The sequence below is a fragment of the Streptomyces sp. 150FB genome (genome assembly GCF_000818195.1).
Lineage (GTDB): Bacteria > Actinomycetota > Actinomycetes > Streptomycetales > Streptomycetaceae > Streptomyces.
Genome location: NZ_JTHL01000001.1, coordinates 6,482,943 through 6,509,483, shown reverse-complemented (window position 1 = coordinate 6,509,483; position 26,541 = coordinate 6,482,943). Strand labels below are relative to the sequence as shown.

Annotated in this window: 28 protein-coding genes, 1 tRNA gene and 2 pseudogenes; 17 read left to right on the top strand and 14 right to left on the bottom strand. The window is 69.1% G+C overall.

Annotated features, from left to right (window positions below):
• From QR77_RS47875 to QR77_RS28195, 4 genes and pseudogenes are all read right to left on the bottom strand, one after another.
• Nucleotides 1-263, bottom strand: a pseudogene (locus tag QR77_RS47875) (hypothetical protein); the annotation flags it as partial.
• The gene (locus tag QR77_RS28210) at nucleotides 260-1,453 is read right to left on the bottom strand and encodes an LLM class flavin-dependent oxidoreductase (protein ID WP_052489111.1); all 1,194 of its coding nucleotides are present in this window, start codon (nucleotides 1,451-1,453) and stop codon (nucleotides 260-262) included. The pseudogene QR77_RS47875 and the gene QR77_RS28210, both read right to left, overlap by 4 nt.
• A gap of 128 nt (nucleotides 1,454-1,581) precedes the next feature.
• Nucleotides 1,582-2,133: an NADPH-dependent FMN reductase gene (gene ssuE / locus QR77_RS28205; RefSeq protein WP_040024844.1), complete on the bottom strand. Its 552-nt coding sequence runs from the start codon at nucleotides 2,131-2,133 to the stop codon at nucleotides 1,582-1,584.
• A gap of 652 nt (nucleotides 2,134-2,785) precedes the next feature.
• The gene (locus tag QR77_RS28195) at nucleotides 2,786-4,120 is read right to left on the bottom strand and encodes an MFS transporter (protein WP_040028797.1); all 1,335 of its coding nucleotides are present in this window, start codon (nucleotides 4,118-4,120) and stop codon (nucleotides 2,786-2,788) included.
• A 216-nt stretch (nucleotides 4,121-4,336) separates the two neighbouring features.
• On the opposite strand from QR77_RS28195, the gene QR77_RS28190 reads away from it, so the two are divergent.
• On the top strand, nucleotides 4,337-4,717 hold the full coding sequence (locus QR77_RS28190; RefSeq protein ID WP_040024842.1) for a helix-turn-helix domain-containing protein: 381 nt from the start codon (nucleotides 4,337-4,339) through the stop codon (nucleotides 4,715-4,717).
• A gap of 9 nt (nucleotides 4,718-4,726) precedes the next feature.
• Here the strand turns inward: QR77_RS28190 and QR77_RS28185 are convergent, their stop codons facing one another.
• Complete coding sequence (locus tag QR77_RS28185; protein WP_040024841.1) at nucleotides 4,727-5,443, bottom strand: TetR/AcrR family transcriptional regulator; 717 nt, start codon at nucleotides 5,441-5,443, stop codon at nucleotides 4,727-4,729.
• Nucleotides 5,444-5,552: 109 nt separating this feature from the next.
• On the opposite strand from QR77_RS28185, the gene QR77_RS28180 reads away from it, so the two are divergent.
• Complete coding sequence (locus QR77_RS28180) at nucleotides 5,553-6,743, top strand: FAD-dependent monooxygenase (protein WP_040024840.1); 1,191 nt, start codon at nucleotides 5,553-5,555, stop codon at nucleotides 6,741-6,743.
• Between the two features lie 27 nt (nucleotides 6,744-6,770).
• Here QR77_RS28180 and QR77_RS28175 read toward each other — a convergent pair whose 3' ends face one another.
• Both QR77_RS28175 and QR77_RS28170 read right to left on the bottom strand, forming a co-directional pair.
• Complete coding sequence (locus QR77_RS28175) at nucleotides 6,771-7,346, bottom strand: flavoprotein (RefSeq protein ID WP_236710838.1); 576 nt, start codon at nucleotides 7,344-7,346, stop codon at nucleotides 6,771-6,773.
• Between the two features lie 80 nt (nucleotides 7,347-7,426).
• Nucleotides 7,427-7,804, bottom strand: a complete 378-nt coding sequence (locus QR77_RS28170; protein ID WP_040024838.1) for a cupin domain-containing protein — start codon at nucleotides 7,802-7,804, stop codon at nucleotides 7,427-7,429.
• A 59-nt stretch (nucleotides 7,805-7,863) separates the two neighbouring features.
• Between QR77_RS28170 and QR77_RS28165 the strand changes: the two genes are divergently transcribed.
• Nucleotides 7,864-8,334 carry a MarR family winged helix-turn-helix transcriptional regulator gene (locus QR77_RS28165; RefSeq protein ID WP_040028796.1) on the top strand — a complete coding sequence of 157 codons (471 nt, stop codon included), beginning with the start codon at nucleotides 7,864-7,866 and terminating at the stop codon, nucleotides 8,332-8,334.
• Nucleotides 8,335-8,441: 107 nt separating this feature from the next.
• Here the strand turns inward: QR77_RS28165 and QR77_RS28160 are convergent, their stop codons facing one another.
• Complete coding sequence (locus tag QR77_RS28160) at nucleotides 8,442-9,122, bottom strand: TetR/AcrR family transcriptional regulator (RefSeq protein ID WP_236710836.1); 681 nt, start codon at nucleotides 9,120-9,122, stop codon at nucleotides 8,442-8,444.
• Between the two features lie 478 nt (nucleotides 9,123-9,600).
• On the opposite strand from QR77_RS28160, the gene QR77_RS28155 reads away from it, so the two are divergent.
• The 3 genes and pseudogenes from QR77_RS28155 to QR77_RS49180 all read left to right on the top strand — a co-directional run.
• Complete coding sequence (locus QR77_RS28155) at nucleotides 9,601-10,665, top strand: medium chain dehydrogenase/reductase family protein (RefSeq protein WP_040028795.1); 1,065 nt, start codon at nucleotides 9,601-9,603, stop codon at nucleotides 10,663-10,665.
• Between the two features lie 201 nt (nucleotides 10,666-10,866).
• Nucleotides 10,867-11,583 carry a DUF998 domain-containing protein gene (locus QR77_RS28150; protein ID WP_040024836.1) on the top strand — a complete coding sequence of 239 codons (717 nt, stop codon included), beginning with the start codon at nucleotides 10,867-10,869 and terminating at the stop codon, nucleotides 11,581-11,583.
• A gap of 8 nt (nucleotides 11,584-11,591) precedes the next feature.
• Nucleotides 11,592-11,708 (top strand): annotated as a pseudogene (locus QR77_RS49180) (transposase family protein); the annotation flags it as partial.
• On the opposite strand, the gene QR77_RS28145 reads toward QR77_RS49180, so the two are convergent.
• The 3 genes from QR77_RS28145 to QR77_RS28135 all read right to left on the bottom strand — a co-directional run bounded on the left by QR77_RS28145 (nucleotide 11,689) and on the right by QR77_RS28135 (nucleotide 13,979).
• Complete coding sequence (locus QR77_RS28145; RefSeq protein WP_052489110.1) at nucleotides 11,689-12,516, bottom strand: DUF427 domain-containing protein; 828 nt, start codon at nucleotides 12,514-12,516, stop codon at nucleotides 11,689-11,691. The pseudogene QR77_RS49180 and the gene QR77_RS28145 sit on opposite strands and share 20 nt — an antisense overlap.
• 189 nt (nucleotides 12,517-12,705) lie before the next feature.
• A tRNA-Arg gene (locus QR77_RS28140) sits at nucleotides 12,706-12,777 on the bottom strand.
• A 185-nt stretch (nucleotides 12,778-12,962) separates the two neighbouring features.
• Nucleotides 12,963-13,979, bottom strand: a complete 1,017-nt coding sequence (locus QR77_RS28135; RefSeq protein ID WP_040028793.1) for a Ku protein — start codon at nucleotides 13,977-13,979, stop codon at nucleotides 12,963-12,965.
• 161 nt (nucleotides 13,980-14,140) lie between these two features.
• Between QR77_RS28135 and ligD the strand changes: the two genes are divergently transcribed.
• The 8 genes from ligD (at nucleotide 14,141) to QR77_RS28095 (ending at nucleotide 22,249) form a co-directional block, all read left to right on the top strand.
• The gene (gene ligD, locus QR77_RS28130; protein ID WP_040024835.1) at nucleotides 14,141-15,055 is read left to right on the top strand and encodes a non-homologous end-joining DNA ligase; all 915 of its coding nucleotides are present in this window, start codon (nucleotides 14,141-14,143) and stop codon (nucleotides 15,053-15,055) included.
• A 171-nt stretch (nucleotides 15,056-15,226) separates the two neighbouring features.
• Nucleotides 15,227-15,589 carry a zinc-ribbon domain-containing protein gene (locus QR77_RS28125; protein WP_040024834.1) on the top strand — a complete coding sequence of 121 codons (363 nt, stop codon included), beginning with the start codon at nucleotides 15,227-15,229 and terminating at the stop codon, nucleotides 15,587-15,589.
• Between the two features lie 151 nt (nucleotides 15,590-15,740).
• Nucleotides 15,741-16,169: an SH3 domain-containing protein gene (locus tag QR77_RS42920; protein ID WP_347359797.1), complete on the top strand. Its 429-nt coding sequence runs from the start codon at nucleotides 15,741-15,743 to the stop codon at nucleotides 16,167-16,169.
• A gap of 102 nt (nucleotides 16,170-16,271) precedes the next feature.
• Nucleotides 16,272-17,690 carry an FtsW/RodA/SpoVE family cell cycle protein gene (locus QR77_RS28115; RefSeq protein WP_052489109.1) on the top strand — a complete coding sequence of 473 codons (1,419 nt, stop codon included), beginning with the start codon at nucleotides 16,272-16,274 and terminating at the stop codon, nucleotides 17,688-17,690.
• Nucleotides 17,687-19,144, top strand: coding sequence for a penicillin-binding transpeptidase domain-containing protein (locus QR77_RS28110; protein ID WP_040024833.1), 1,458 nt, complete (start codon nucleotides 17,687-17,689; stop codon nucleotides 19,142-19,144). Before QR77_RS28115 ends, QR77_RS28110 begins: the two co-directional genes overlap by 4 nt.
• Before the next feature lie 4 nt (nucleotides 19,145-19,148).
• Nucleotides 19,149-20,354 (top strand): amidase, encoded by a 1,206-nt coding sequence (locus tag QR77_RS28105; protein ID WP_078877243.1) that lies wholly within the window; start codon nucleotides 19,149-19,151, stop codon nucleotides 20,352-20,354.
• 117 nt (nucleotides 20,355-20,471) lie between these two features.
• Nucleotides 20,472-21,416 (top strand): diiron oxygenase, encoded by a 945-nt coding sequence (locus QR77_RS28100; protein WP_040024832.1) that lies wholly within the window; start codon nucleotides 20,472-20,474, stop codon nucleotides 21,414-21,416.
• 83 nt (nucleotides 21,417-21,499) lie between these two features.
• Nucleotides 21,500-22,249, top strand: coding sequence for a TetR/AcrR family transcriptional regulator (locus QR77_RS28095; protein WP_040024831.1), 750 nt, complete (start codon nucleotides 21,500-21,502; stop codon nucleotides 22,247-22,249).
• A 32-nt stretch (nucleotides 22,250-22,281) separates the two neighbouring features.
• On the opposite strand, the gene QR77_RS28090 is transcribed toward QR77_RS28095, so the two are convergent.
• Nucleotides 22,282-22,509, bottom strand: a complete 228-nt coding sequence (locus QR77_RS28090; RefSeq protein ID WP_040024830.1) for a hypothetical protein — start codon at nucleotides 22,507-22,509, stop codon at nucleotides 22,282-22,284.
• 253 nt (nucleotides 22,510-22,762) lie between these two features.
• Nucleotides 22,763-23,143, bottom strand: coding sequence for a hypothetical protein (locus QR77_RS28080; RefSeq protein WP_347359796.1), 381 nt, complete (start codon nucleotides 23,141-23,143; stop codon nucleotides 22,763-22,765).
• A 220-nt stretch (nucleotides 23,144-23,363) separates the two neighbouring features.
• On the opposite strand from QR77_RS28080, the gene QR77_RS28075 reads away from it, so the two are divergent.
• The gene (locus tag QR77_RS28075) at nucleotides 23,364-24,737 is read left to right on the top strand and encodes a hypothetical protein (RefSeq protein ID WP_040028788.1); all 1,374 of its coding nucleotides are present in this window, start codon (nucleotides 23,364-23,366) and stop codon (nucleotides 24,735-24,737) included.
• Nucleotides 24,738-24,752: 15 nt separating this feature from the next.
• Here QR77_RS28075 and QR77_RS28070 read toward each other — a convergent pair whose 3' ends face one another.
• On the bottom strand, nucleotides 24,753-25,673 hold the full coding sequence (locus QR77_RS28070) for an aminoglycoside phosphotransferase family protein (RefSeq protein ID WP_040024828.1): 921 nt from the start codon (nucleotides 25,671-25,673) through the stop codon (nucleotides 24,753-24,755).
• A gap of 204 nt (nucleotides 25,674-25,877) precedes the next feature.
• Between QR77_RS28070 and QR77_RS28065 the strand changes: the two genes are divergently transcribed.
• A complete protein-coding gene (locus tag QR77_RS28065; RefSeq protein ID WP_040024827.1) occupies nucleotides 25,878-26,168 on the top strand; it encodes a hypothetical protein in 291 nt (96 codons plus the stop codon).
• A 192-nt stretch (nucleotides 26,169-26,360) separates the two neighbouring features.
• On the top strand, nucleotides 26,361-26,541 hold a 181-nt coding region (locus QR77_RS46965), incomplete at its 3' end, for a hypothetical protein (RefSeq protein WP_040024826.1).

Genomic DNA, 26,541 nt, shown 5'->3' with positions numbered 1-26,541 from the left:
CGGTCGCCCGCCAGGCCGCCGAGGATGCCGCCGGTGGCCCAGCCGGCCAGCGTGATGGCGAGGAGATAACCCATGTAGCGCGGGACGGCGGCGTGTTCGGCGGCGGGCAGCAGGTCGAGGAGCGCGGGTTTGCCGGTGATGATGAGGACGAACGTGTCGTAGCCGTCGGCGACCCAGAAGACCATGGTGATGGCGAGGACCATCCAGGCGCGGGGGGTGACGCGCTGTTCCCGGGCCAGGCCGGGGGCGAGGGTCGACGTCATGACGGCGTCCCCTTCGCCACCGGTTCGCGCAGTCCGGCCTTCTCCAGCAGCGGGAGGATGTCCCGGCCGAACTGGTCGAGGTCGGGCAGGTAGTCGTAGAAGGTGAGCTGGACGCCGTCGATGCCGGTGTCGTGCAGCCTGGCCAGTTGGTCGGCGACCTCCTCGGGCGAGCCGACGATGTGCAGATGACCGCCGACGGCCCGGCCGGGCGCCGTGTGCTCCTGCCAGGACTGGCTGTCGCCCCCCGCGTGGCGGGTTTCGAACGCCCGGATCGAGTCGAGGTCGGCGTGGTCGCGGATGGCCTGGTAGTAGGCGACTGCCTCGGCGTGGGTGGGGCGCGACACGACGGTCGGGTTGATGACGACCCGTACCTCGCGCCCCTCGGCGCGCGCCGCCGCCTTGACCTGGCGTACGTGCTCCGGCAGCGCCTGGACGGCGTCCTCGAAGTTCTCACCGGCCGGGCTGGAGACGAACACGATGTCGGAGTGGCGTCCCGCGTACGCGAACCCGGCGGGCGAGCCGCTGGCCGATACGAGGACGGGGCGGCCGTACGCCGGGCGCGGCGAGACGTACGCGTCGCTCAGCGACCACTGATCCCCCTCGAAGGTGAGGTTGTCCTCCCCCGCCCACAGGTCCTTGGCGATCGCGACGAACTCGTCGGCCATCGCGTACCTGCGGTCGTGTTCGGCGCGGACCGTCCCGAACATCGCGGGCTCGGTGTCCGCGTATCCGGTGACGATGTTGGCGCCGAACCGGCCGCCCGATATGTGGTCGGCCGTGGCGAGGAACTTGGCCAGGTGGAGCGGGTGCCAGGGCCCGTACAGCACATGGATCGTGCCGAGCAGGAGGATCGAGCGGGTCGCCGAGGCCAGCGCGACGGCGGAGACAAACGGGTCGAGGAAGTTCTCCCGGTAGTGGGTCTCGCCGCCGAAGCCGCCCTTGGGCAGCCACTGGGACAGCCCGAAGGCGATGTCGAAGCCCAGGTCCTCGGCGCGCCTGGTGAGTTCGAGGTTGTAGTCGAAGGTCCAGTCGGTCCCCCGGGGAAGGGTGGACTGGGACCATCCGCCGGTCTGGAGCGGCAGGAAGACGCCGAGCATCAGGGGCTGCCGGAACGCCCGGCTCAGTGGGCTGTCGGGAAAGTCCTGCGGCTGCGCGGGCACGTCCAGGGAGGTGCGGTCTCGTACGGACAACGGAGGCTCCAGTCGGGAACGGAGGAGGGCGAGGGTGTGGCGTGTGGCGTGTGACGTGTGGCGCTCTCCGCATCCCAGGTAATAAATCATTTATACGATGTGGGATGTGAAAGAAGGCGTCGTGCTGATCAGCCGACGGGTGACAGCAGCGGCTGCCTTTCGAGCGCCTGCGAGAACTGGTCCACGACCTTGCGCAGGGCCTCTTCGGTGGCGGGTTCGACGGTGACGCCCTCGTCCCGCACGGTGATGTGGCGGTCCAGCACGAACCAGCCCTGCACGATGTGGTGCGCGCCCATCGAGCTGAGGACGGGGCGCAGCGCGTAGTCGACGGCGAGTACGTGCGCCGGCGTCCCACCGGTCGCCAGCGGCAGGACGGTCTTCCCGGCGAGAGCCGACTGCGGCAGCAGGTCGAGCAGCGCCTTGAGTATCCCGGAGTAGGCGGCCTTGTAGATCGGGGTGCCGATGATCACCCCGTCGACGCGGGCGACCATGCCGACGGCCTCGGCGATCGCGGGGTCGGAGGTGTCCGCGCGCAGCAGCGGTCCCGCCGGCAGCGTGCGTACGTCGAGCGGCAGGACGGTGTGCCCCAGCTCGGCGAGTCTGAGGTCCAGGTGGCGCAGCAGGCGTGCGGTCCGCGAGGTCGCGGAAGGGCTTCCCGACAAGGAGAGGACGGTTGCCATGAGGTCTCGTTTCGTCGAGGGCTGGTGCCGAGACGGTGGGGCCGCCCTGTCGTCGCGCCGTCCGTACGCGGACGGCTGCCCGCGTACGGGAGTGGGCCCGGTGCGAGGCGCGTGACAAGGCGGCGTTGCCTGGGGAGAGCGGCGGGGCGGAGCCCGGAGGGGCACGGAACGCGTACGGGGCGCGGAGCGCGGAGCGGCCGGGATCAGGGATTCCGGGCGGGTCAGCGGTCAGCGAATCCGCAGGTCAGCGGGGCGTGCGGGAGGATGCGCGGGTCGACGCGTGGGGCGGGGCCGATAAAGAGGCGGGCCGCGCCGGTGCGAGCGAGAGGCGCCCTCAGCGGCTGCCGGGACAGCAGAAGGCGCTGGCGACGCGTCCATAGTCGATATGGCGCCGCCGCGTGAGCAATGATCCGACCTTCATATCAACGACCTCAGCAGCGCGGCCGGTCCCGAGTCAAGGAATCCGCATGTGATCTCATAATCCGGACCATTTCGTCCGCCAACCGGACAGGGGCCCGGCCGAGGGCGTCGGCCGGGCCCCGGCGGCCGTCCGTGTCGGGCGCGCCGAAGGAGAACCGGCAGGTCAGGGTGTCGTATTCGGCGCCGTCGAAGTGCTCCCCGAGTCGGCGCTCCGCGCCCAGGGCCCGGAGACTCACGCAGGCGTGGATCTCGCCAGCCACAGACCGGTGAACACCGCACCCGCCAAGGTCACGGCGCCGGCCACGAGGAAGGCGCGGTCGAGGCCCGCCTCAAGGGACGCGGCACCGGCTTCTCCGGTGCGGACGACGGCTCCGAGCACCGCCACGCCGAGCACCGCGCCGATCTGCCGGGTGGTGCTGCTGATACCCGACGCGATGCCCCCCTCCCGCGGGCCGACCGCCTGGATGGCCGCGCCGGTCAGCGGGGACATGGTCAGAGCGAAACCGATGCCGGTGACCGCCAGCCGCCACCACACATTCCCGTAGCCGGTGTCCGTGTGCACGAAGCCCATCGCGACCAACCCGAGCCCGGCCAGCGCCAGACCGACGGTGACCACGATCCGGAAGCCGTACCTGGCGGCGCACCGGCCCGCGTACGGGCTGACGATCACCATGGCGAGGGAGGCCGGCAGGGTCTGGAGGCCGGCGCGCAGAATCGAACTGCCCTGGACGTACACGAAGAACTGGGAGAAGAAGAACGCCGAGCCCATGAGCGCGAAACCCACCACGACCATCGCCGTGTTGGACACCGTGAACAGCCGCTGCCGGAACAGCCGCAGCGGCAGCATCGGCGCCGAACCCCGTCCCTCTACGACGACGAAGAGGACCAGGAACAGTACGGCGGCGGCGAAGCTGGCCAGGATCACCGGCGAGGCCCAGCCACGGGAGCCGCCCTCGATCAGCCCGTACGTCAGGGCCCCCACACCGAGGACGGACAGGATCGTCCCCGGTACGTCGATGTCAGGAGCGCCGACGTTGCGGGACTCGTGCAGGATGCGCAGACCGGCCAGCAACAGGGCAGCGCCGATCGGCACATTGACGAGGAAGATGGCGGGCCAGCCGAAGGCGGACACCAGAATTCCACCTGCCAACGGCCCTGCGGCCAGGCCGATTCCGCTGAATCCGGCCCACAGCCCGATCGCCCTGACCCGCTCCTGAGCTACGGGGTGGGCGGCGGCCAGCAGGGCCAGCGAGGCCGGGCTCAGCGCAGCGGCCCCGACGCCCTGGACCACCCGTCCGGCGATCAGCCAGCCGAGCGAGGGGGCGACGGAACACAGCACGGAAGCAACCGTGAACACGGCGGCCCCGGCCAGGAACACCCGCTTGCGGCCGAAGCGGTCGGCGAAGACGCCGCCGGACAGCAACAGCATGGCGACGAGCAGTACGTAGGCGTCGACGATCCACTGCAGACCCGTCAACTGCGTGTGCAGACGCTGCTGCATGTCGGGCAGCGCCGCACCGACGATCGTGCTGTCGAGCAGCACCATGAACTGCCCCAGGCAGGTCATGGTGAGCAACGCCGCCCGGCTCGGTCGAGCACTCTCGCCCCTGAACCCGGCCCCGGCCCCGGCCCCGGTCCTGGCCCCGGTGCCGGGCGATCCGGCTTCCGTCGCGCCTTCGTGTGTGCCTTCGCGTGTGGTCAACACGGCCCCCTCCATGATGCGGATGCCCCGCAACATAGTTCGAGAATCCCGAAGTGTCGAATAACGGGTTATCGTTGAGGCATGCGATCGCTACCCGAGCCGGCGCGTGAGTCCCTGACACTCGCGCAAGTACTGCACGCGCTCGGCGATCCGGTGCGCCTGGAGTTGCTGCGGCGCGCCCGCGGCAACCCCGGGGCGACCTGCTCGACTCTCGCCGACGGCATGGATGTGCCGATCTCGACGCTGTCCAACCACTGGCGGATTCTGCGCGAGGGCGGGCTGATCAGCATGGCCGTCGACGGCAGGCACCGACGGATCCGACTGCGCGCAAACGATCTGGACGACCGCTTCCCGGACGTGCTCGATCCGATCCTGCGCCTCGCCGCGCCCGACCTCGCCACGTCCGACCAGGCCGCGCCCGACCTCGCCGCGCCCGAGTCGCCGAACGGCGGCCCGGCGTAAGGCTGTCCCTCAGCGTGCGCGCCGGTCGATGAGTGTGGTCAAGCCGTCCAGGATGCGCTCAAGCCCGAACTCCCAGGCCTGATCCTGCCCGTCCGACCGGGCCACGGAAGCGAGGGCCGCGCTGAGTGCGGGAAACCGCTCGCCGTGTGCCCGCATCAAATCGCCGAGGATGGCGCCGAGTTGGGTCTCGGGGTCGCCCCCGGGGCCCGCCGCACGGGCCTGCTGGGTGATCTCGCGTACGTGGCCGACCAGGAGTACGGCCGCGTCCATCCGTTCGGCGCCGGTCAGCCCCGTACCGTCCAGCGCGGCGACGGCACGCTCCATCCAGGACAGCTCCCCGGGCCCCATGACCCGCGGCCCGACCGTGACCTCCAGCGCCCAGGAGTGCCGGCCGAAGACGGCGGCCAGTTGGCGGGCCCACTCCTCCAACTGCTCCCGCCAGCCGCCGCGTTGCGCCTTCGCCGCCGGGTAGGGGCCGATCGCGGCGTCCACCATCAGGGCGACCAGTTCGGCCTTGCCTGGTACGTACCGGTAGAGCGCCATCTTGGTCACGCCCAGGTGTGCGGCGATCCGCTGCATGGACACCTCGGCCAGCCCCTCAGCGTCTGCGATGTCGATGCCGGCGCGCGCGATGCGGTCGAGGTCGAGCGTGGGCCTCGGACCCCGTGCGGGCTTGGGGTGCGGGCCCCACAACAGCCGTACCAGCTCGGCGTGTTCGCCACTCATGTCTTCCGCCCCTCCTGTCCGGCCCCGGCCGCCTTGCCGAATCAACTGCTTCTACGGTACACAGTAATTATCAGTGTCCGACGGACACAGTTTTGGACCGGAGGAACCCGTGAACAGGAACGTCCTCATTTCCGGTGCCGGCATCGCCGGACCGGCGCTGGCCTACTGGCTGGGCCACCACGGCTTCAAGCCCACCGTCGTCGAACTGACCCCGGCCCCGCGCGGCGGCGGTCACGCCGTCGACTTCCGTGGCGAAACACACCTGACCGTGCTGGAACGCATGGGCCTGCTCCCCGAGTTGCGCCGGATCCAGACCGGGGGCAGCCCGATTCGCTTCGTCGACGAGAAGGGCCGGACGCTGCTGCACCTGCCGGCCGAGTTCGCAGGCGGCGCGATAGAGGTACTCCGCGGAGACCTGGCCCACGTGCTGTACGAGCGCAGCCTCCCCCACACCGAGTACATCTTCGGCGACTCGATCACCGGCCTCACCGAGACCGCCTCCGGTGTGCGAGCCGACTTCCAACGCGGCCCCTCGCGCGACTTCGATCTGGTCATCGGCGCGGACGGACTGCACTCCCAGGTCCGCCGCCTCGCCTTCGGCCCGGAGGAGGACTACGTCACTCACCTCGGTTACTACGCCGCCACCTGGCAACTTCCCAACGACCTGAAACTGGGAAAGGGCTCGGTCGGCCACAACGCGCCGGGGCGGCTCGCCTCCGTCGGCACGGACCCCCGGGACCCGGCGCGGGCAGGGGCGTTCTTCGTCTTCGCCGCGCCTGAACTGCCGTACGACCGCCGCGACTTGGAACAGCAGAAGCGTCTGATCGACAACGCGTTCGCCGGCCTCGGCTGGGAGGTGCCCCGACTGCTCGCCTCACTGCGCCAGGCCCCCGACCTGTACTTCGACTCGATCAGCCGGGCGGACGTGGGCACGTGGTCAACGGGGCGCGTGTGCCTCGTCGGTGACGCCGCCTGCGGGGCCACCATAGGCGGCATGGGCACGGGAACGGCGGTGGTCGCCGCGTACGTCCTGGCAGGCGAACTCGCCCGGGCCCGGGGCGATCACCGGACCGCCTTCACCCGGTACGAGAACAGGCTCCGGAAGTACGCCGAGGGCTGCCAGGCGGGCGGCGACCGCACCGGCAAGTTCCTCGCCCCCGGCACCGCCACCGGCATACGTCTCCGCAACGTCCTGCTGTCGCGCCCTTCGCTCCTGAAAGGAATGCTCAAGCTGGGCGAGAGAATCAGCACGGTGCCCCTGCCCGACTTCCCCGTGGACACCGGCCGCGTCAACCGGTGACCGAAGCGGTCTTCGCCCCCACCTCACTCAGCCGCCCTCCGCCCGGTTCGACGGCATGAACTCTCTCACCACATCAACGAATTGGGGTGGGGGCGGCGGCATGGGGCTGTCGATGAACTCGCCGAGCCCGACGTCGTAGCGCTGCCCCCACGGCGGATCGACGACGTGGTAACCGTCCTGCCGCACCTGATCGACGTTGCGCTGGACGGCCGGCTTCCGCCACATCTCACCGGTCATCACCGGGAAGAACACCACGGGAAAGTCGGCGGCCGTGATGGTTGCTGACAGCATGTTCGGCACACCGCCCGTCGCGACGACGGACAGCATGTTCGCGGTGGCCGGCAGGACGGCCATCATGTCGTGCTCGGCGGCCAGGGTCGCCTGGTTCACCCGGGGCCACTCGTCCGGCGTCCCGCCTGTCACCACCCGGTCGGCGAACAGCCCGACGGTGTACGGCGGGACGAAGGTGGCTGCGGTGTGCGTCATGAGGACGGTGACGGTCCCGGTGAACGCGCCGCGCAGTGCGTTGATGTACACCGGAAGCGAGGCGACGGCGGCGGAGCCGGTGGCACCGATGAGCAGGCGCCCGCCAAAAGTGTTCATTTCATTGCTTATCACCCCACCATGATGGTTCACCGCATCGACCGGCAGGCGACGGAACACGCCAGACATGACGCTCCGGGCTACACCGTCCAGGCCGGCACAGTCCCGCCCGTACCGTCGGGAGTGGAAGCCAAAGCGCCCGGGGACGCGGCCACGATGGCGGCGAAGCCGGCCTCCGGGTCGGCGCAGATGCGGCGCTGCACGACGGCGGGAATGACGACGGTGTCGCCCGGCACCACCACGACCGCCTCACCGTCGAGCGCGACGGTCGCCCCACCCTCGACCACCGTCCACACCTGCTCGGCATCGAACGCGTGGAGCGGACCCATGGCGCCGGGGCGCATGTCGACGCGCCAGACGGAGTGTTCGGCACCCCCCAGGGTCGGCGAGGCGAGCGTTGTCATGACAGCGTTGGGCGTCTCGGTCCGCCGGCTCTCGGAATGGCGAATGACAGGCATCGCGGAAACCCCTAAAGTAGACAACATGGTTGTCGAGATAGTGAACCTGGTTGTCGATCGTGTCAAGTGACTCCCCCGGCTTCGAGCTGCCGCTGCGGCTGTTCCTCGCCTACCGCGTCCTCATCGACGACCTGCACGCCGAACTCGCGCGCCAAGGGCACCCCGACGTGAGGCCGATGCACGGGTACGTCTTCCAGGCGATCGGCCGGGACGGCACAACCGCCGCCGAACTCGGCCGCCGGCTCGGCGTCTCCAAACAGGCGGCGGGCAAGACGATCGACACGCTTGAGCGCCTCGGCTACGTGGAACGCGGCGCGGACCCCCGCGACGCGCGGCGCAAGATCGTACGGCTCACCGATCGCGGCGTCGACTGCCTGACCCGGTCGGCGCGCATCTTCGACCGCCTCCGCGCCGGCTGGGCGCAGACGCTCGGCGAAGAGCGCCTCCACGCGCTGGAAGCCGACCTGCGCACGGTGACGCCTCCGGACCTCTTCCTGCTCGACGTGCCCGGATGGTTCGGCGGCTCGTGACCCAGTGCAGGAGGGTGTCCCCAAGGCGTGACTACACCATGACCCCTCATCACGTGAACAGCTTTGAAGACACGGCTTTGAAGACACGCCCCAGGACCGTCGGCCGGTCAGGGGGCGGCCAGACCCAGGGATTGGATGGCGCCGTCGATTTCAAGATCGATCAGCCGCTGGGCCTCCAGGGACTGGTTGTCGAACATGCCGGTGAGTTCAAGGCTCACGATCCCGTGTACTCGCGACCAGATCAGGATGGCGGCGCAGGCGACGGACGTTGTGATGTCCGGCCGCTGCTGGCCCCGGGTCCATAGCCGCAACTGCCCGTCGAGTGTTCGGTCACCGCTGGTGGTGCTGGCCCGCATGGTGTCCTGGGCGGCCACCAACACGTCGATGAGCAGTGCCATCGCCTGGTCCAGCGGGGTCTTCGTGGTGACGTCGCCGGGCAGGTCTCCGGCCCGCTCGCCGAACAGCATTCCGTAACGCCGCCGGTACCGCAGGGCCCAGTCACGGTATGCGGTTACCAGCAGACGCACCCGCGCGCGTGGCGCCCGTCTGCTGCCTTCCACGGCCTGACTCATCGCCGCCGCTAGCTGCTGGTAGGCCAGTGTTACCAGGTGCGCCGCCAGCGCGTCGCGTGACGGGAAATAGCGGTAGAACGCTGGGGCGGACATCGCCATGTTCCGGGCCACTGCGGCGACAGACAAGGCATGCACGCCGTCCGCGTCGATGATCGCGAACGAAGCGTCCTCGATCTCCTGGAGCGTCTCGGCCCGCAGTCGCTCGCGCCTGCCCATGGTCCGCGGTGTGTTAGTCATTCTCGCATCGTAATGGGCCGTAGAAATTCTACGGCACCACTGCTTCGCAACGGCTCGTAACGCATTGACCCCGATCCGGGTCGCGCGCTCGGTCGCCATACCGGTGGCGCGGGCGGACCGGCACTGTCTCGATCCCGGTCCGGTGGAGCAGTGCGGGTTCGACTCCGGTGGCGGACATGTGCCGCCCCGGCTCCCGGCCGATCAGCCGTGCGACCGCGACCGCGAAGAGCGACATCACCTCGGTTTCCCCCTCGACTACTGCGCCATGGCCACGCCCTTGGCCCGTGTCACGCTCCGGCCGTCGGCACCGCTCGCGTCGGGTCGGCTCCTGTGCGGCCGTCACGGGGCGCCTCGCTTCGAGTTACCGATTGACGCAGCATGAAGGGGGAGTGCATAGTTACGGCCATTAACTGAGTGACGAGCAGTCGCAGAATTACGAGGAGTCTCCATGGTCGAGATGACCGCAGCCGCCGAGGCGGCCTTGATCGCCACCGAAATGGTGCTGCCGGGCAAGGTCGCGCCGTCCGGCCTGCGCCCGGTCCAGCGCACACTGCCGGCGCCCGCCGCCGGCGAGGCTCTGGTGCGCGTCGAGTCGACCGCCGTGTCCTTCGCTGAGAGCGCGATGCGTCGAGGCCGCTACTACGGCCAGCCCGCGTTCCCATTCGTGCCCGGCTACGACCTTGTTGGCATCGTCAAGGCCGTCGGCCCTGGAGTCGACCGCGCACTACTCGGCCGACGGGTAGCGGCACTGACCAAGACCGGTGGCTGGAGCACCGCGGTCCTGCTCACCGCCGCTGACCTCGTCGAGGTGCCCGACGGGATCAGCGCCGACGAGGCGGAGACACTCGTGGTCAACGGACTGACCGCGTACCAGATGCTCCACCGCACGGCGAAGGTGCAGGCCGGGCAGACCATCCTCGTCACCGGAGTCAGCGGCGGCGTGGGCACGATCCTGACTCAGCTTGCTCAGCACGCGGGCGCCCGCGTGATCGGCACTGCCCACCCGCGCCATCACGAAGCGCTCCGCGCGCTGGGGGTGGAACCGATCGACTACCGTGACCCCGATCTGACCGCCCGCATCCGGAAACTGGCCCCCGACGGTGTGGACGCCGTATTCGACCACCTCGGCGGCGAAAGCGTCACCCTCTCGTACGGAATGCTCAACCGCACCGGCACGCTGGTCTCCTACAGCATCGCGGCAGCGCTCGACGGCACCAGGCACGTGCTGCTCGACTTCATGCCGCTGCTGGCCAAGCTGGCGTTCTGGAACTACCTGCCCACTCGCAGGCACGCGAGTTTTTACGACGTCTGGTCGGGCTCCGGAAAGCCGGACTCGGCCAAGCGCGAGGCATTTCGGGCCCGGATGCGCACCGACCTCACGCACGTCTTCGACCTGCTGCGCGACGGCCGGCTCACTGCGAAGATCGCCGCCCGATTCCCCCTGAGCGAGGTGGCGGCGGCCATGGAACTGTCGGAGTCCTCCGGCCGCACCAACCTCGGCAAAATCATCCTCGTGCCCTGACATATGCGCTCTTGGTGCCCCCGCGCCACCCGCGACGAAGCCTGGACCAGTCCCGCCGCCCCGCCAACGTGCTTTACGGCGACAAGAGTGCGATACCGCCCTGACGGGTGGAGGGCTCAGCAGGGCACTGTGCTCCCTGCGACTGGATGGCCTACGTCGTTCTCACCGTAAAGAAAGACAGACAGGGAGATCAGCACAGCCATGTCCTCCACCACGGCCACCCCCAGTACCCCGCTCCGCGTTATCGCGCGTTGGGCCGGCCCCGCCCTCATCGCCGCGGCCCTTATCAGCCTGATCGCAGAAGCGATCGTCGCCACCGCGTGGGACCGGCGTCCTTACAGCTACATCGAGGACTACGTCAATTTCCTGGGCAGCCCCTTCGCCGGCGAATTCCGCGGAGTCCTGATCTCCTCTCCGCTGTGGTGGGTGATGAGCATCGCCTGGATCGTCGCCGGAACACTCGTCGCTGCCGCGAGCATCGCCCTCAGCCGCCGACTCACCGGCTGGAGAAAACGGATGATCCGGTCCCTCGGCGTGGCGCAAGGGATCGCCCTGATCCTGTTCGCGGTGTTCCCCCTCGGCCCGGCGCGCTTCGACGACGGGACCCTGCCGCTCTACCTGCTCGGAGCATTCCTCTCGATCATCGCCGGGAACGCCCTCGCCATAGTCACCGGCCTCTCCCGCGAATCCCTCGGGCTCCCTCGATGGCTCTCGATTGTCAGCATCACCCTCGGCGCCATCGGGCTGCTCAATATTCCTCTCACCTACGGATGGGTGCCCACGGGACTGGCCGAACGTGTCTCCCTCTACAGCTACCTCCTCTGGGCTCTGCTCACCGGCCTCGCGCTCATCCGGTCCGCTGCGGGCAAGCCCATAGCGACTGTCCGATCAACGGCCCTGTCTCACATTCGGTGGTGACGGAGGCCGCGGTCTGCCCGGTGTGTGGGGCGCCGTCCGGCCGAGTGCACGGATATCTGCCGCAGACGGTGGCCGATGTGCCGGTCGACGATCGCCGGGTAGTGGTCAGTGCCCGGGCCCGTCGGTACGCGGCCGGGTCCTGGCCGCTTCGAAGGCCGCCCGGTCGGCCGGGACCGGCCGAGGCAGCGGCGCCCCGTCGACGTACACATCGACCCGCTCGTTGTAGAAGCAGACGAGTCCGGTGATCGGCCCCAACTGCCGGGTCGGGAAGCTGTAGGACCAGGCCAGGTCCTCGTAGGTGGCCGAGCCGGTGTCGACCGACCAGTAGTCGCTGGTCCGGCCCTTGTACGGGCAGGCGGTGACCGTATCGGTGGGCAGCAGACGCGTGAAGTCGACCTGCGTACGGTCCAGGTAGTAGCGGGTCGGCAGGCCGGTCTCGAACACCATCACGCACGTGGGCGCGTCGGCCAGCACCACACCGTCCAGCTCGACGCGCACCGCACGGCTCGAACGGAGCGCGTCCACCCGGGTGTACGGGCTCCTCGGGTGTACAAAGACCTCCTCGTCCTCCTCGAACCAGGCGTCGACCGCGTCCCACTCGAAACGGACCGTGCCCGCGAGGCCCTCGGGGGCGTCGTCGCCCCACACCCACGCTGCGGCGGGCCGCGAGTCGCCTCCGGCCAGCAGTGTGTGCCGCCGCGCCGATCCGGGTGTCAGCCGCTCGACGTGCTCCTCGTCCATGAGGACGCCCCCGGTCACGTCTTCGAGCGGGATGCTGTACTGCGGATAGCCCGGCCACTCCCACACGTACCGCGCTTGTACGGTGTCGAGCACCGCGCGCCCGCCCACGAAGGCGCGGATACGCCGGGGCACCGGCTCGACATGGCCGACCGGGGCGATCGGCCGGGGGTAACCCGGCGCCGTGTCCGTCATGGGTACTCCTGGCTTGGCTCGGAGGCGGTGGAACAACGTGCCGCCAGCGTCCCAGACCGGCGGCGCGGCGGGCGGCAGGCGGCGAGGCCGGGAGAGTCGAGGCGCCCGCGGGTGGCCGTATATGACAGCAGGCCCCCCGATCGGGCGTAATGCCTGATCAGAGGGCCTGTTCGGCACCTGTACAACAGGTGCCCCCGGCAGGATTCGAACCTGCGCACCCGGCTCCGGAGGCCGATGCTCTATCCCCTGAGCTACGGGGGCGTACGCCGTGAAGTGTGGCGACGAGATGAACCTTACCAGCTTCGAAGGGGTCCCCGTGAACAGGTATTTCCCCTCGTTCCCGGTGCGGATCCGGGCAGGCGGGAGGAGCTTCGGCGGGTGTCCACGGGCGCCTCTGGAGGCGGTGTTGGCGGCTGGAAGGCAGCGCGGGAGGCCGACCGGCGCGGTCACGCCGACTTGCGCTTGCCCGGTGTGGATTTCTTCGCCGGCGTCGTCTTCTTCGCGGTCGTGGACTTCTTGCTCGCCGCCGTTTTCTTGGCTCCGGTGGACTTCTTCGCCGCCGTCGTCTTCTTGGCCGCGCTCTTGCCCTGCGTGGTCTTCCTGGCCGACGAAGCCGCGGACTTCCCCTTGTCCTGCGGCTGCTTCCGGTCCTGGAGGTGGGTGACCTCGGCGTGCTCGTCGTCGTCCCCGCGCGACTGCTTGGCCGCCTGCACGCTGTTCTCCAGCGCGGCCATCAGGTCGATGACCTTTCCGCCACCGCCCGACGGCGCGCGTTCCGGTACGGGCTCGCCCTCGGCCTTCGCGGCGATCATCTCCTCGACCGCCTCCCGGTAGTCGTCGTGCAGCGAGTCCAGGTCGACATCGCCGAGGGTGTCCATCAGGGCGTCGGCCAGGTCGAGTTCGGCGTCCCGTACGGTCACCTCCGTCTCCGGCGCCACGCCCTCCGGCTTGCGGATCTCGTCCGGCCAGAGCAGCCCGTGCATGGCGATGACGTCGTCGACCACCCGCAGCATGCCGAGCCGTTCGCGCCCGCGCAGCGCGAACTTGGCGAGGGCCACCTTGTCGCTGCGTTTGAGCGCCTCGCGCAGCAGGGTGTACGGCTTGGCGGCCGGGACGCCGTTCGCCGAGATGTAGTACGCCGTGTCCATCTGGAGCGGGTCGATCGAGGCGGCCGGGACGAACGCCACGATCTCGATCGTCTTCGCCGTCGGCAGCGGCAGCGCCGCCATGTCCTCGTCGGTGATCGGGATCATGGAGCCGTCCGCGTCCTGGTACGCCCTGCCGATGTCCCCGGACGACACCTCCTCCCCGTCCAGCTCACAGACCTTGCGGTAGCGGATCCGGCCGCCGTCCTCCTTGTGGATCTGACGGAAGGAGAAGGAGTGGTTCTCGGTGGCGTTCACCAGCTTGATCGGGATGCTGACCAGGCCGAAGGAGATCGCGCCGTTCCAGATGGATCGCACCACTCGTCCCTTTCGTCCGGCGGGTTCGTCCGGCGGGAGCGTCATCGGGTGGGAGCGCCACCGCGAGGCGTCTGTAGTCAAACGCTAGAGCGGCCGGGTGAGCCCTGCCAGCCGAGCCGGCCGCCGGGCACCGATACCCGGCATTGTGGGACTCTCTTCGCATGACGCCGATCACGGAGGTGGACGGGCGGAGGCTGTCGCTCAGCAATCTGGAAAAGGTGCTGTACCCCGCCACCGGCACCACCAAAGGTGAGCTCCTGCACTACTACGCCAACGTGGCGGCGCCGCTGCTGACCCATCTCGCTCACCGCCCCGTCTCGTTCCTGCGCTATCCGGACGGGCCCGACGGGCAGCTCTTCTTCACGAAGAATCCACCGCCCGGCACCCCCGGCTGGGTACGGATCAGCGACGTACCGCGCTCGGAGGAGGGGAAAACCTCCCCGCAGGTCGTGGTGGACGATCTGGCCACGCTGATGTGGGCGGCCAATCTGGTGGTGGAGTTCCACACCCACCAGTGGCCCGCCGAAGCGCCTGGCCAGGCCGACCGGCTGGTCTTCGACCTGGACCCCGGGGCGCCCGCCGGCGTCGCCGAGTGCTGCGCGGTCGCGCTCTGGCTGCAGGAACGGCTCGCCGCGGACGGGCTCGATCCGTATGTGAAGACCTCGGGCTCCAAGGGCCTGCACATCCTCGTACCCCTGGAGCCGACCGCGTCGGCGACGGCCTCGGCGTACGCGAAGTCCCTGGCCGTCGAGGCGGAGGCCGCGCTGCCCGCGCTGGTGGTGCACCGGATGCGGCGTTCGCTGCGGCCGGGGAAGGTCTTCGTCGACCACAGCCAGAACGCGGCGGCGAAGACGACGGCCGCCCCCTACACCGCGCGGGCCCGCCCCGAGCCGACCGTCTCCACCCCGGTGACCTGGGAGGAGACCGAGGAAGGCGCGCGGGCCGGGGGAGCCCGAGGTCAGGACCGGGGCCGCCTGCTCGTCTTCCTGCTGGGCGACATTCCCGTACGGCTGGAGCGTTACGGCGACCTCCTCGCGCCGCTCACCGACCCGGAGCGGGCCGGGCGGCTGCCCTGAGGCCCCGAGGCACCTGAGACACCTGAGGCTCCTGAGCGCCGCCCAGGCTCTGGATCCCGGTGCCGTACGGGATCCGGACGTCCGGGGGCCGAACCTGACCGCCGCCACGTCACCTTCGTACGGCACACTCTCCTGCACAGCAGGTCTCTCCACGGGGGAAGGAACCCAGTAATGATCATTTTCGGCAGCAGGGGCTATCTCTACCAACTGGCCATCATGACGCTGGTCTGCGGGCACTGCGGGAACCCGTCAGCGCACACGCTGAAGAAGCACGTCACGAAGTTCACGCTCTTCTTCGTGCCGCTGTTCCCGTTCTCCACGAAGTACCTGACGCAGTGCACGTTCTGCGGTGTCTCCCAGCGGATAGCCAAGGAGCAGGCCGATCAACTGCTCGCGCAGAGCGCGGGCGGCCCGGACTTCGGGCAGGGCGCCGGTGGCGGCCAGCCGTACGGTCCCGGGCAGGCGCAGGGTCAGGGCCAGGGCCAGGGCCAGGCGTACGGTCAGCCCGGGCAGGGGAACCCGTACCAGAACTGACGTACGCGGGCGGCGGCGAGAGCGACAGAAGCGACCATGGGTGACCGCAGGTGACGAATTGCGGACACGGAGTGGCGAACCTAGCGTGAACCACGCGAGCCGTATGCCGGAGTCACCGGCTCCTCGCCAGTTCAGGTCACCAGGAGTCGACATGCCCCTGCGTTCCCTCGCCCTCGGCGCCGCCGCGCTCGCCGCCACCAGCTTCATCGCCACCACGAGCTTCACCACCTCCCGGGAGCCGGCGCCCGCCTCCGCGCCCGCACCGGCTCCCGCACCCGGAACGCCCGGATCTCCCGCACCCGGAGCGCCCGCGACCACGCCGATAGCCGCCGCGGCCCACGCGCACGACTACACCGGCAGGGTCATCGCCAAGTCCGGCCTGCTCCTACGGGACAAGCCGACCAGGGGCAGCAGGATCATCGGCTCGGCCGCGTACGGCTCGATCGTGCACATCTTCTGCAAGACACAGGGCGACACCGTCAACGGCAACGACCGGTGGTACCTCCTCACGGACGGCACCTGGGCCTGGGGGTCGGCCGCGTACATCTCCAACATCGGCGCGGCGCCCCGCTGGTGCTGAGGCGGGGGGCGCCGCCGGGCTGTTCGGCGTACCTCATTTCGACATGCCTTATGCCGATACATAAACGGACATAAGGCATGTCGCCTTGCTACGTTGCCTGCCATGACCGTACCGACGGCGGACGCTCCCCCGCCCGGGCTACGCCTCCCCAAGCGCCGGGGGGTCGAACTCTCGCTCGTCGTCTGCGCCGTGCTCATCTCCGTCTTCGGTTACGTCAGTGTCGGTCTGGCCAAGAACGACGCCGTGCCGCCGGACGCTGCCGCCTACGGCGCCGGCCTCGGTCTGCTCGCCCTTCTCGCGCATGTCGCGGTGCGCGTGCGCGCGCCGTACGCCGATCCGCTGCTGCTGCCCATCGCCGTACTGCTCAACGGCCTCGGCCTGGTGCTGATCTACCGCCTCGACCTGGAGACCCCGCACGACGAGGCGGCGCCCACCCAGCTCATCTGGTCGACGCTCGGTGTCGCGCTGTTCATCGCGGTTGTGGTGTTCCTGCGCGACCACCGGCTGTTGCGGGGGTACGCGTACGTCTCCGTCGCGGCCGCACTGGTCCTGCTGATCGTGCCGATCTTCTTCCCGGCGGTGAACGGCGCCAAGATCTGGATCAGGGTCGGCGGATTCTCCTTCCAGCCCGGTGAGCTGGCCAAGATCCTGCTCGCCGTCTTCTTCGCGGCGTATCTGGCGGCGAACCGCAGCGCCCTCGCGTACACCGGCCGCACCATATGGAAACTCCAGCTTCCGAGCGGCCGGGTGCTGGGGCCGATCGTCGCGATCTGGCTGCTGAGCGTGATCGTTCTCATCCTGGAACGGGACCTGGGCACCTCACTGCTCTTCTTCGGGCTCTTCGTGATCCTGCTGTACGTGTCGACGGGCCGTACGGGCTGGATCGCCGTCGGACTGCTGCTCGCCGCGGTCGGCGCGGTCGTCGTCGGCTCCTTCGAGCCCCATGTGCACAGCCGGGTGGAGGACTGGCTCAGCCCCTTCGCCTCCATCGACGCGGGCGAAGGCCCAGGACAGCTCGCGCAGTCGCTGTTCGCCTTCGCCGCCGGCGGGGTGTTCGGCACGGGTCTCGGCCTCGGCCGGTCCATCCTGATCGGCTTCGCCGCCAAGTCGGACTTCATCCTGGCGACGGCGGGCGAGGAGCTGGGGCTGACCGGACTGACCGCGATCTTCATGCTGTACGCGCTGATCGTCGCGCGCGGCTACCGGGCGGGGCTGGCCCTGCGCGACCCCTTCGGCCGGCTGCTGGCCGTCGGTCTCGCGTCGATCCTCGCGCTCCAGGTCTTCGTCATCGCGGGCGGGGTGATGGGGCTGATCCCGCTGACGGGAATGGCGATGCCGTTCCTCGCGCAGGGCGGTTCGTCCGTCGCCACCAACTGGATCATCGTGGCGCTGCTCATCCGGGTGAGCGCCTCGGCGCGCGGCCCGCGCCCGGACGCGGCGGAGACGGGGGTCATCGCGCCGATCGTGGAGAGCGACCCGCGCCCGTGGGACGGCCGGATGACGAGGGAGGGCGAGCGATGATCCGCTACATCCGGCGGGCCGCCGCCTTCTGTCTGCTGCTCCTGGTCGCGCTGCTGGCCAACGCGGCCCGTATCCAGGTCTTCCAGGCCGACGCGCTCGACGACAACTCCGCCAACCGCCGCCAGCTCGTGGCCCGTTACGAGCACGCGCGCGGCAATATCCTCGTCGACGGGAAGCCGGTCACCGGATCGGTGGACACCGGGCAGCAGTTGCGCTTCGAGCGCACGTACAGGCAGGGGCCGCTGTACGCGCCGGTCACCGGCTACGCCTCGCAGACGTACGGCACCACACTGATCGAGAACGCCGAGGACGACGTGCTCTCCGGCGCCGATCCGATGCTGGCGCCGCTCCCGCTGTGGAACGACATCACCCGGGGCCGGCAACCGGGTGGCGAGGTCCTCACCACCATCGAGGCGTCGATGCAACAGGCCGCGTACAGCGGGCTTTCGGGGCGGAGGGGCGCGGTCGCCGCGCTGGAACCGTCCAGCGGCAAGATCCTGGCGCTGGTCAGCAGCCCGTCCTACGACCCCCAGGAGTTGTCGGGTACGGGAACGTCGGTGACCGACGCCTGGGCGCGGCTGAACGCCGAGAGCACCCAGCCGATGCTCAACCGCGCCATCAGACAGACGTATCCGCCCGGTTCGGCCTTCAAGATCGTGACGGCGGCGGCGGCGCTGGACTCCGGGCGGGTCACGGACCCGGGGGCGCCGACGGACATCGGTGAGCCGTACGTACTGCCCGGCACGTCCACCACGCTGCCCAACGAGGTCGAGGGGTGCGACAAGGCGTCGCTGGAGTTCGCGATCACCTTCTCCTGCAACACGGTGATGGCGGGGCTCGGGGTGAAGGTCGGGCTGTCCGGAATGGTCGACACCGTACGGAAGTTCGGCTTCAACGACTCCGGGATCAAGATTCCGTCGGGCGTCGCCGCGTCCAACTTCGACACCAGGATGAGCGACGACCAGCTCGCGCTGTCCTCGATCGGGCAGTTCGACACGACGGCGACGCCGTTGCAGATGGCGATGGTCTCGGCGGCGGTCGCGAACAACGGGGAGTTGAAGTCCCCGTTCCTGGTGGACCGGACGACGACCTCGGACGGCGATGTCATCTCCCGTACCGGAGAACGGACTTACGCGCAGGTGATGAACCCGGGCACGGCGCGGCAGCTCAAGCAGATGATGGTCGACGTCGTCCAGCAGGGTACGGGCACCAACGCCGGGATCGACGGGGCGACGGTCGGCGGCAAGACGGGGACGGCACAGCACGGGATCGGCAACTCCGGTACTCCGTACGCCTGGTTCATCGCCTGGGCGCAGGCGAAGGACGCGGCGCAGCCCGCGGTGGCGGTGGCGGTGGTCGTCGAGGACGCGGAGGCGAACCGTACGGATATGAGCGGCGGGGGCGACGCGGCGCCGATCGCGCGGGCGGTGATGGAGGCGGCGCTGCGAAAATAGCGGGATGGGCGGAGAGGGTGGGGACGGCGGGAACGGCTTGGACAGTGGCGACGGCGGGGCGGTGGAAGGCGCGCTGCTGCGGATCGGGCGGCTGGATCCGGAGGTGTGCGCGTTCATCGACGTGTGGGCGGACTCGGCACGGGAGTTGGCGGGTGGAGCGGCGTGTACGGAGGCGGCTGACTCGCTGCTCGCGGGGATGCCGTTCGCGGTCAAGGGGCGCTCGGGCATCCGCTCGTACGCGGCGCGGAGGCTGATCGCGGCGGGCGCCGTACCGGTCGGGTCGACGGCGGTGCCGGGCCCGGGCACGTACTGGCAGACCTGGGGCCAGGGCAGGTACGGCCGTACGCTCAACCCCTACCGCGCCGACCGTACGCCCGGCGGCTCGTCGGCGGGCTCGGCGGTGGCGGTCGCGACGGGCATGGTGCCGCTGGCGACGGGGAGCGACGGCGCGGGATCGGTGCGTATCCCGGCGGCGTGGTGCGGGGTGTTCGGCCTGAAGACGACGAACGGCCTGCTGCCGTCACCGGACCGTACGGGACTGGCGTCGGCGGGGGTGCTGACGCGGTCGGTGGCGGAGGCGCGGGCGTATCTGCGGTGCGTGCTGGGCGATTCGGGCCGGTCGCGCGCGCCGGGGACCGTGCCCGCCGTGGCTCTGCCGGTGCCTGCCGTGGCTCTGCCGGTGCCCGCCGTTGCCCTGCCGGTGCCCGCGGTGTTCTCGCCGGATCTGGGTTTCGCCGAGGTGGATCCGGAGGTGGCGGCGGTGGTCAGGGGCGCGGTGGCCCGTCTGGAGGCGGCTGGCATCGTACGGATCGAGGCGCCGCGCGCCCCGTTCACCCTGCTCGACCCCCGCGAGGCGTGGGAATCGGTGCGCCGGGGTGATCTGTCGGGCGACGCGGGCGCGCGGGCGGTCGGGGTGCGCGGGGAGAACAACCGGCGGCTGGACGCCCTCTTCGCGCGGATGCCGCTGCTGCTCACCCCGGTCACCCCGAACCGCCCCCATGGCCACGAAGGCCCGGGCGACCTCTACTCCACCGCCCTCACCTGGTCCTTCAATCTGAGCGGCCACCCGGCGGCGAGCCTCCCCGCGGGCTTTACGGCGGACGGCTGCCCGGTGGGCCTCCAGTTGGTGACCGAGCGCGGGACGGACGCGTCGCTGGTGGAGATCGCGGGCGCGTGCGAGAGGGCAGGAGCCACCGACCTGTCCGGGTGACGCCTACCAAGTCGCACCGAACAAGTTCCATCCAAGGGATTGACGCCCTTACTGACGAGTAGTCTCATAAGGGGTGACCGCCGGTAACCCCTCTATGTGCATGAGGTGCGCTCCGTCATGACGACAGTGTCCGAAGTGTCCGAACGCGATGTACGGCTGCTCCGCGATGCCCTCGGCCCGCTCCGCGACCGCGAGCAGGTCGCCGCGCGGCTGCTGGAGTCCTCCGCCAAACACTCCTTCGACCCCGACAAGGATCTCGACTGGGACGCACCGCCGGTGGACGGCAAGTGGTTCTGGCCGCCCGAACTGGTCTCCCTCTACGACACCCCGCTGTGGCACAAGATGTCCGAGGAGCAGCGCTTCGACCTCGCCAGGCACGAGGCGGCGTCGCTCGCCTCGCTCGGTATCTGGTTCGAGATCATCCTGATGCAGCTCCTGGTCCGGCACATCTACGACAAGCCGGTGACCAGCAACCACGTCCGTTACGCGCTCACCGAGATAGCCGACGAATGCCGGCACTCGATGATGTTCGCGCGGCTGATCACCACGGGCGGCACGCCCGCGTACCCCGTACCGCGCCGCTACCACAATCTGGCGCGGGTGCTGAAGACCGTGTCCACCACGCCCGGTTCGTTCTCGGCGACGCTTCTCGGCGAGGAGATCCTCGACTGGATGCAGCGGCTGACCTTCCCCGACGAGCGGGTTCAGCCGCTCGTGCGGGGTGTCACCCGTATCCACGTCATCGAAGAGGCGCGCCATGTCCGTTACGCGCGCGAGGAGTTGCGGCGGCAGATGGTGACAGCGCCGCGCTGGGAGCAGGAGTTCACCCGGATCAGCTCCGGGCAGTCCGCGCGGGTCTTCTCCATCTGCTTCATCAATCCGCAGGTGTACGAGAACGTCGGGCTCGACCGCCAGGAAGCCGTCGCCCAGGTGCGGGCCAGCGGTCACCGCCGTGAGGTGATGCAGTCGGGGGCCAGGCGGCTGACCGACTTCCTCGACGACATCGGTGTGTTGCGCGGGCCCGGCCGCAAGCTCTGGCAGCGTTCGGGACTCCTGGCTTGATCCGGCCCCTGTCCGGCCGTTCTCGCGCTTCCGTCCCGGCCGCCTTCCGCCCCAGCCGCGGCCGGGGCGGTTACGCTGCGAGGATGACCGCGACCGGCACGCCCGCCAAGCCTGCGTACAGACGGCTCAGCGTCGAGGAACGACGTGTGCAACTCCTCGACGCGGCCCTCGTCCTGTTTGCACACCGGGCGCCCGAGGACGTCTCCCTGGACGATGTCGCGGCAGCGGCAGGCGTCTCCCGGCCGCTCGTCTACCGATATTTCCCAGGTGGCAAACAACAACTCTACGAGTCGGCCTTGCGCTCCGCGGCGGACGAGTTGGAACTCTGCTTCACCGAGCCGCACAAGGGTCCGCCCACCGAGCGCCTGAAGCGCGTCCTCGACCGCTACCTCACCTTCGTCGACCAGCACGACGCCGGCTTCAGCGCGCTGCTGCAAGGCGGCAGCGTCTGCGAGACGTCCCGTACGACGGCGATGGTGGACGAGGTACGGCGGGCCGCGGCCGAGCAGATCCTGCTGCACCTGGGAGCGAACCACCCGGGCGCGCGACTGCGGATGATGGTGCGCACCTGGATCGCGTCGGTCGAATCGGCGTCGCTGATATGGCTGGACGAGGGCAAACAGCCACCGGCCCCCGAACTGCGCGACTGGCTGGTGGACCAGCTCATCGCCCAGCTAGCCGCGACGGCGGCAACGGACAAGGAAACCGCGGCGGCCGTGACCGCCCTGGCCACGCACGAGGACGCCGAAGGCCCCGTGGGACGCCTGGTCCGCCGAGTACTCCCGGTGGTGAGCGGCGCGTCACATCTGCTGCCGGCGGCGAACGAAAGCTGAGCGCCGCCGTACGGCAACGCCGAATTGGTCGTTCAGCCCGTGCGTAATTGTCGTTTCTGGTCCTGGACCAGGCCCTTCATGCGCAGCCGGTACAGCTCGCCGATCGCGTTCAACTGACGATGCTCGTACTCGGTGCCCGCGCGTACGGACACCCAACGGGTTTGCCACTGAAGCCCGGTGGGGCGCGCGAGGCGCACAAACGGTCCGTCGAAGCCGTCGACGCGGGCGACCATTTCGTAGGTTCGGTCGTACACGACCATGCCGATACGCAGTCCACTCGGGTGCGCAACGGAGCCACGGCGCCTGCGGGTATTCGTTATGGGCATGGCATCCTCCGCAGCCCGTCGAGCAACAGGAGCAGCAGCGGCACGGTCGACGGCGCGAAGCCCTCCTGGCGCACGACGGCGGAGTCACTGACCCACGTCTCACCCTCGGGGCGCCACAACTCGCCTGACGTCGGTCGGCCGTCGACCGGGTCGGTCCACGAAGACCCCTGCGCGGGGACGGCGTCTTTCACCGGCGGTCCCGCCCCATGCCATCCTCCGGCCCGGCAGCGCCGGGGCCAATGAATGCCGACAGCCGCCCTCCCCTGCTTTCTGCGACCCGCAGCGCGTCACGCAACGCTTCACACAGCCGGCGCCCGAGGAACCGGAGTTCCAGGCACTGCACTTTCTGGTCACCGAGCATCTCGGCCCCATAGCCGAGCAGGGTTTCAGCCGCATTGAGCTGAACCGCTTCCATCTCGTCGGCCAACCGTGACAGGTGACTCTTACTGTCGTCGTCGGCAGCCAGATACGCGCGCTGCCCAATCGGGCCCGGCCACGGCAGCAAACGGCCATCCGTACTCACGACGCCACCGCCATCGGCGGAAATCCCGGCAATTTGGTCCCTCACGTCGACCTACTTTCATCAGGTTGGCCACGCCCGGCGCTGGCACACACCGCCGGGGTTCGACTTGTCCGGACAGTCAACGACTCCCTTTGGGCACGCGGCAGTGTTCACGGAGGGGTTCATGTACACACGAGGGTCCAGAAGCTTCGGACAAGGGGTGTCCGGCGTGAACCCCCTCGGCGTGACACGATGAAGACTGGATGTGACGTCGGGGGTGCAGAGCGTGAGAAAAGAGCCGAACCAGCAGTTAGCCGCTGTCATGGCGGAAGCCGGAGCTTCGAACAAGGGACTGGCCAAGCGCGTTCGTGAGGTCGCCCGGCGACACGGCGAGCGACTCGGAACCACTCATGTCGCCGTTCAGCGCTGGCGGGATGGCGGTGGCATCCAGCGTCACACCGCGCTGTTCATTGCCGAGGCACTGGGCGACAAGCTCGGGCGGAAGATCACACCGATTGATCTTGGCTTCCCCGGCACAACGCTCATCGCTCCCCCCGCAGTAGGCATGAGCTATGCCGATTCGCTGACCGAGACGCTGAACACCCTTGGCAGCCTCACGCACCAGCGCCCGGAAGATGAGCACGATGATGGACGCCGCCTGTCCGACAGTGATGTCCAGTCTGCCGCGCTTTCCTGGCTCGTCGCTCGACCTGACGGTTTACCCACGGACACCCGCGCCACACGACGGGTCGGCATGCGTGACGTCGCCGCGATCCGGACCGCTAGCGGCTTCTTCATGCAGCTCGACTTCCAGTTCGGCGGAGGACACGCGCACAAGGCATTCCGTCACTACTTCCGGGAGGACGTGCTTCCCTTACTTTGCTCCGCCTACAGCACCGAGGTCGGGGACGAACTCTTCAAGGCCGCATCAGAGATGGCACAGCTACTCGCCTGGAGTGCGTACGACAGCGGTAACCATGCTCTGTCAAACCGCTACATGATGTCGACACTGCGTCTGACTCAGGTAGTAGGCGACCGCATGATGGGTGCGCGCATCCTGACCAACATGAGCCATCAAGCCAATTACTTGGGCCAAGTACCCCGCGCGGTGCTCCTTGCCCGCGCCTCGGTAGAGGGCGGGAAGGGGAATTCCACACCACGAGCAATGGCGCTGTTCGCGGCTCACGAGGCCCGTGCTCTTTCTACCGCGCAAGACCTCAAGGGCGCAGCCCGAGCGATGTGCGAGGCCGAGAAGTTCTTTGAGCGGGCCGACACTGCCGAGGATCCTGAATGGCTCTCCTATATGGATGAAGCCGAACTTGCCGGCGAGTTCTGCCACTGCTTCCGCGATCTTGGACAAGGCCCCGAAGCCGTCCGCTTCGCGGAGCGCGCTGTCGCGCTCACCGATCCCAAGTACGCCCGTACGCTGGGGCTCTGCCGCATGGTGCTCGCTCAGAGCCAGTTGATCAATGGCGAGCTTGAGGCCGCTGTGACGACCGCAGGTCTCGCTGTCGATGAAGGAGACGCCCTCCAATCCGCGCGATTCCAACGGTATGTGGGCGACTTTCAACGTGAAGTCTCTCTCCACACTGAAAATCCTGCCGTTCAGCATTTTAACGAGCAGGTGCGGGATGCGATCAACCGGATTGACGGCAAGTAGCCGAGGCCATCGAGGTCACCCGGGATTCCAGTCGCGTGGCGCGTCATCGTTCCGAAGCGAGGAAATCCGACGGGCGTACTCCGCCGCCGTCTCAGGGCTCTCGGAGATATTTTGCATCAGCCAGGTCGTCATGTTGAACTCCTGCACTGCCCGCAGAGTGGGGAATCCGGGCCAAGCGCGGAGATCTCGGCCGTAGGAGCCGACGAAGGCGGCGTATTCCTGCGGCGTCTGCCAGCGCAGGCTGTGGTGCTCCGTTGCTGTGACCATGAGATCCCACTCGGGAAAGTCGTAACTGAACCTCTCCAGATCGATAAGGATCACCTGGCCATTCCGATCGACCATGAGATTCTGTACATGGGCGTCCCCATGCACAGGGCCTTTCTCCGAGTCGAAACGAAGATCCGCCACGCGCCCCCGAAGCTCACGTGCACGCTTTCGCAGAAACACTCGGTCATCCTCCGGTATGCCGGCCGCCGCGTTGATCCGCCGCTCGGTCCGGTCAAGGACCGGGTAGGGAGGCAGGCGCAGGTCGTCAGGCAGGTTGAGTGAGTGCAGGTCCCGGAGAACCGCGCCCAGCTCCCCATACGTCGCCTTGCGGTCGCTCGCATCGATCAGGTGCCAGAACGTCGCCGGATGGCCGTCGACGATGATGGGTTGCCCCAGATCATCGACCACCCGAGTGACCGGAAAGCCCTCGCCCGACAGCCAGCGGGACACACGAACTTCGCCACGCGCCGACTCCAGATACTCCGTCGACCGTGCGATCCGCACCACCACGGGGTGCGCGGACAGCCGGAACAGGGCGTTCTCTCCCAAGCGGATCAGGGTCGCGCCGTCGCCGTCGAGGCCCGCGCGTCGGCAGGCCGCAGCCATCACCCGCGTAGCGTCGGCCGCCGTAAACCCCTCTCTCGTGCCTTCCGCAGCGCCAGACGGCATGCCTGTTACCAACTCCCCTAGATCACGCCCGCCCGCAGCCGCCGTGAACAGCCGGGGCAGTCAGCAAACACACAGCACACATCCCTCTCGACCGTACCCAGGACCGGGGAACCACAACGGGACCAGGGCACGACGATCAGCGATCAGTCGGCCCCTTCGCGGCCACGGACGGAAGCCGAGCCTCGCTGAGCGACACTGGGTGTCGTGAGAAGTGAAGACACGCCCTTCGTCGGCGGGCCCATGGATGGGCGTGTGCTGCCTGTGCTGACCGGGCATACCGGCCATCCGCCCAAGTGGTACGAGATTCCCGTGCCGGACGCGGACGGTGGGCCGCCCACCGTTCACGCGTATCGGCGGGAGCCCGCCGGTTACAGCAAGCGGCTCGGCCTTCAGCGCGGCTGGAAGTACGAGTACGTTCCCGAGGGTCGCGAGCCGCACAGTCTGAAGTGGCCCTGGTCCAAGCCGGGCGGCGGCAAAGGGACGGGGGCGCACTGACGGTGCCCAGTGCGCCAGTCGGCGCGCCGTGCCGTGCGTACAACCCTCCGCACCGGTGACTTCGTTGCGCTGAACCGACCACCCGTGTGGTGATCACACCGCTTGCGTCCCACGATCACCTTGGGCTGGACCGCCCATCCCGTAAACGGAGGTGATGGTGTGTCAGGAAAAGTGTCGCGATCCGCTTGTACGGTGGCGCTCGCCACCGCGACCGTGCTCGCGCTGGTGCCGTTCGCACCGCCGGCAGGGGCCGATCCCGGCGATCCGGCGCCCGCCGCCGGAACCGCAGCCGGAACTGCAGCCGCGCGGACCACCGCCGCCGGAACCGCAGCCGCGCGGACCACCGTCGCCGGGCTCCTCACCGACCTGCACC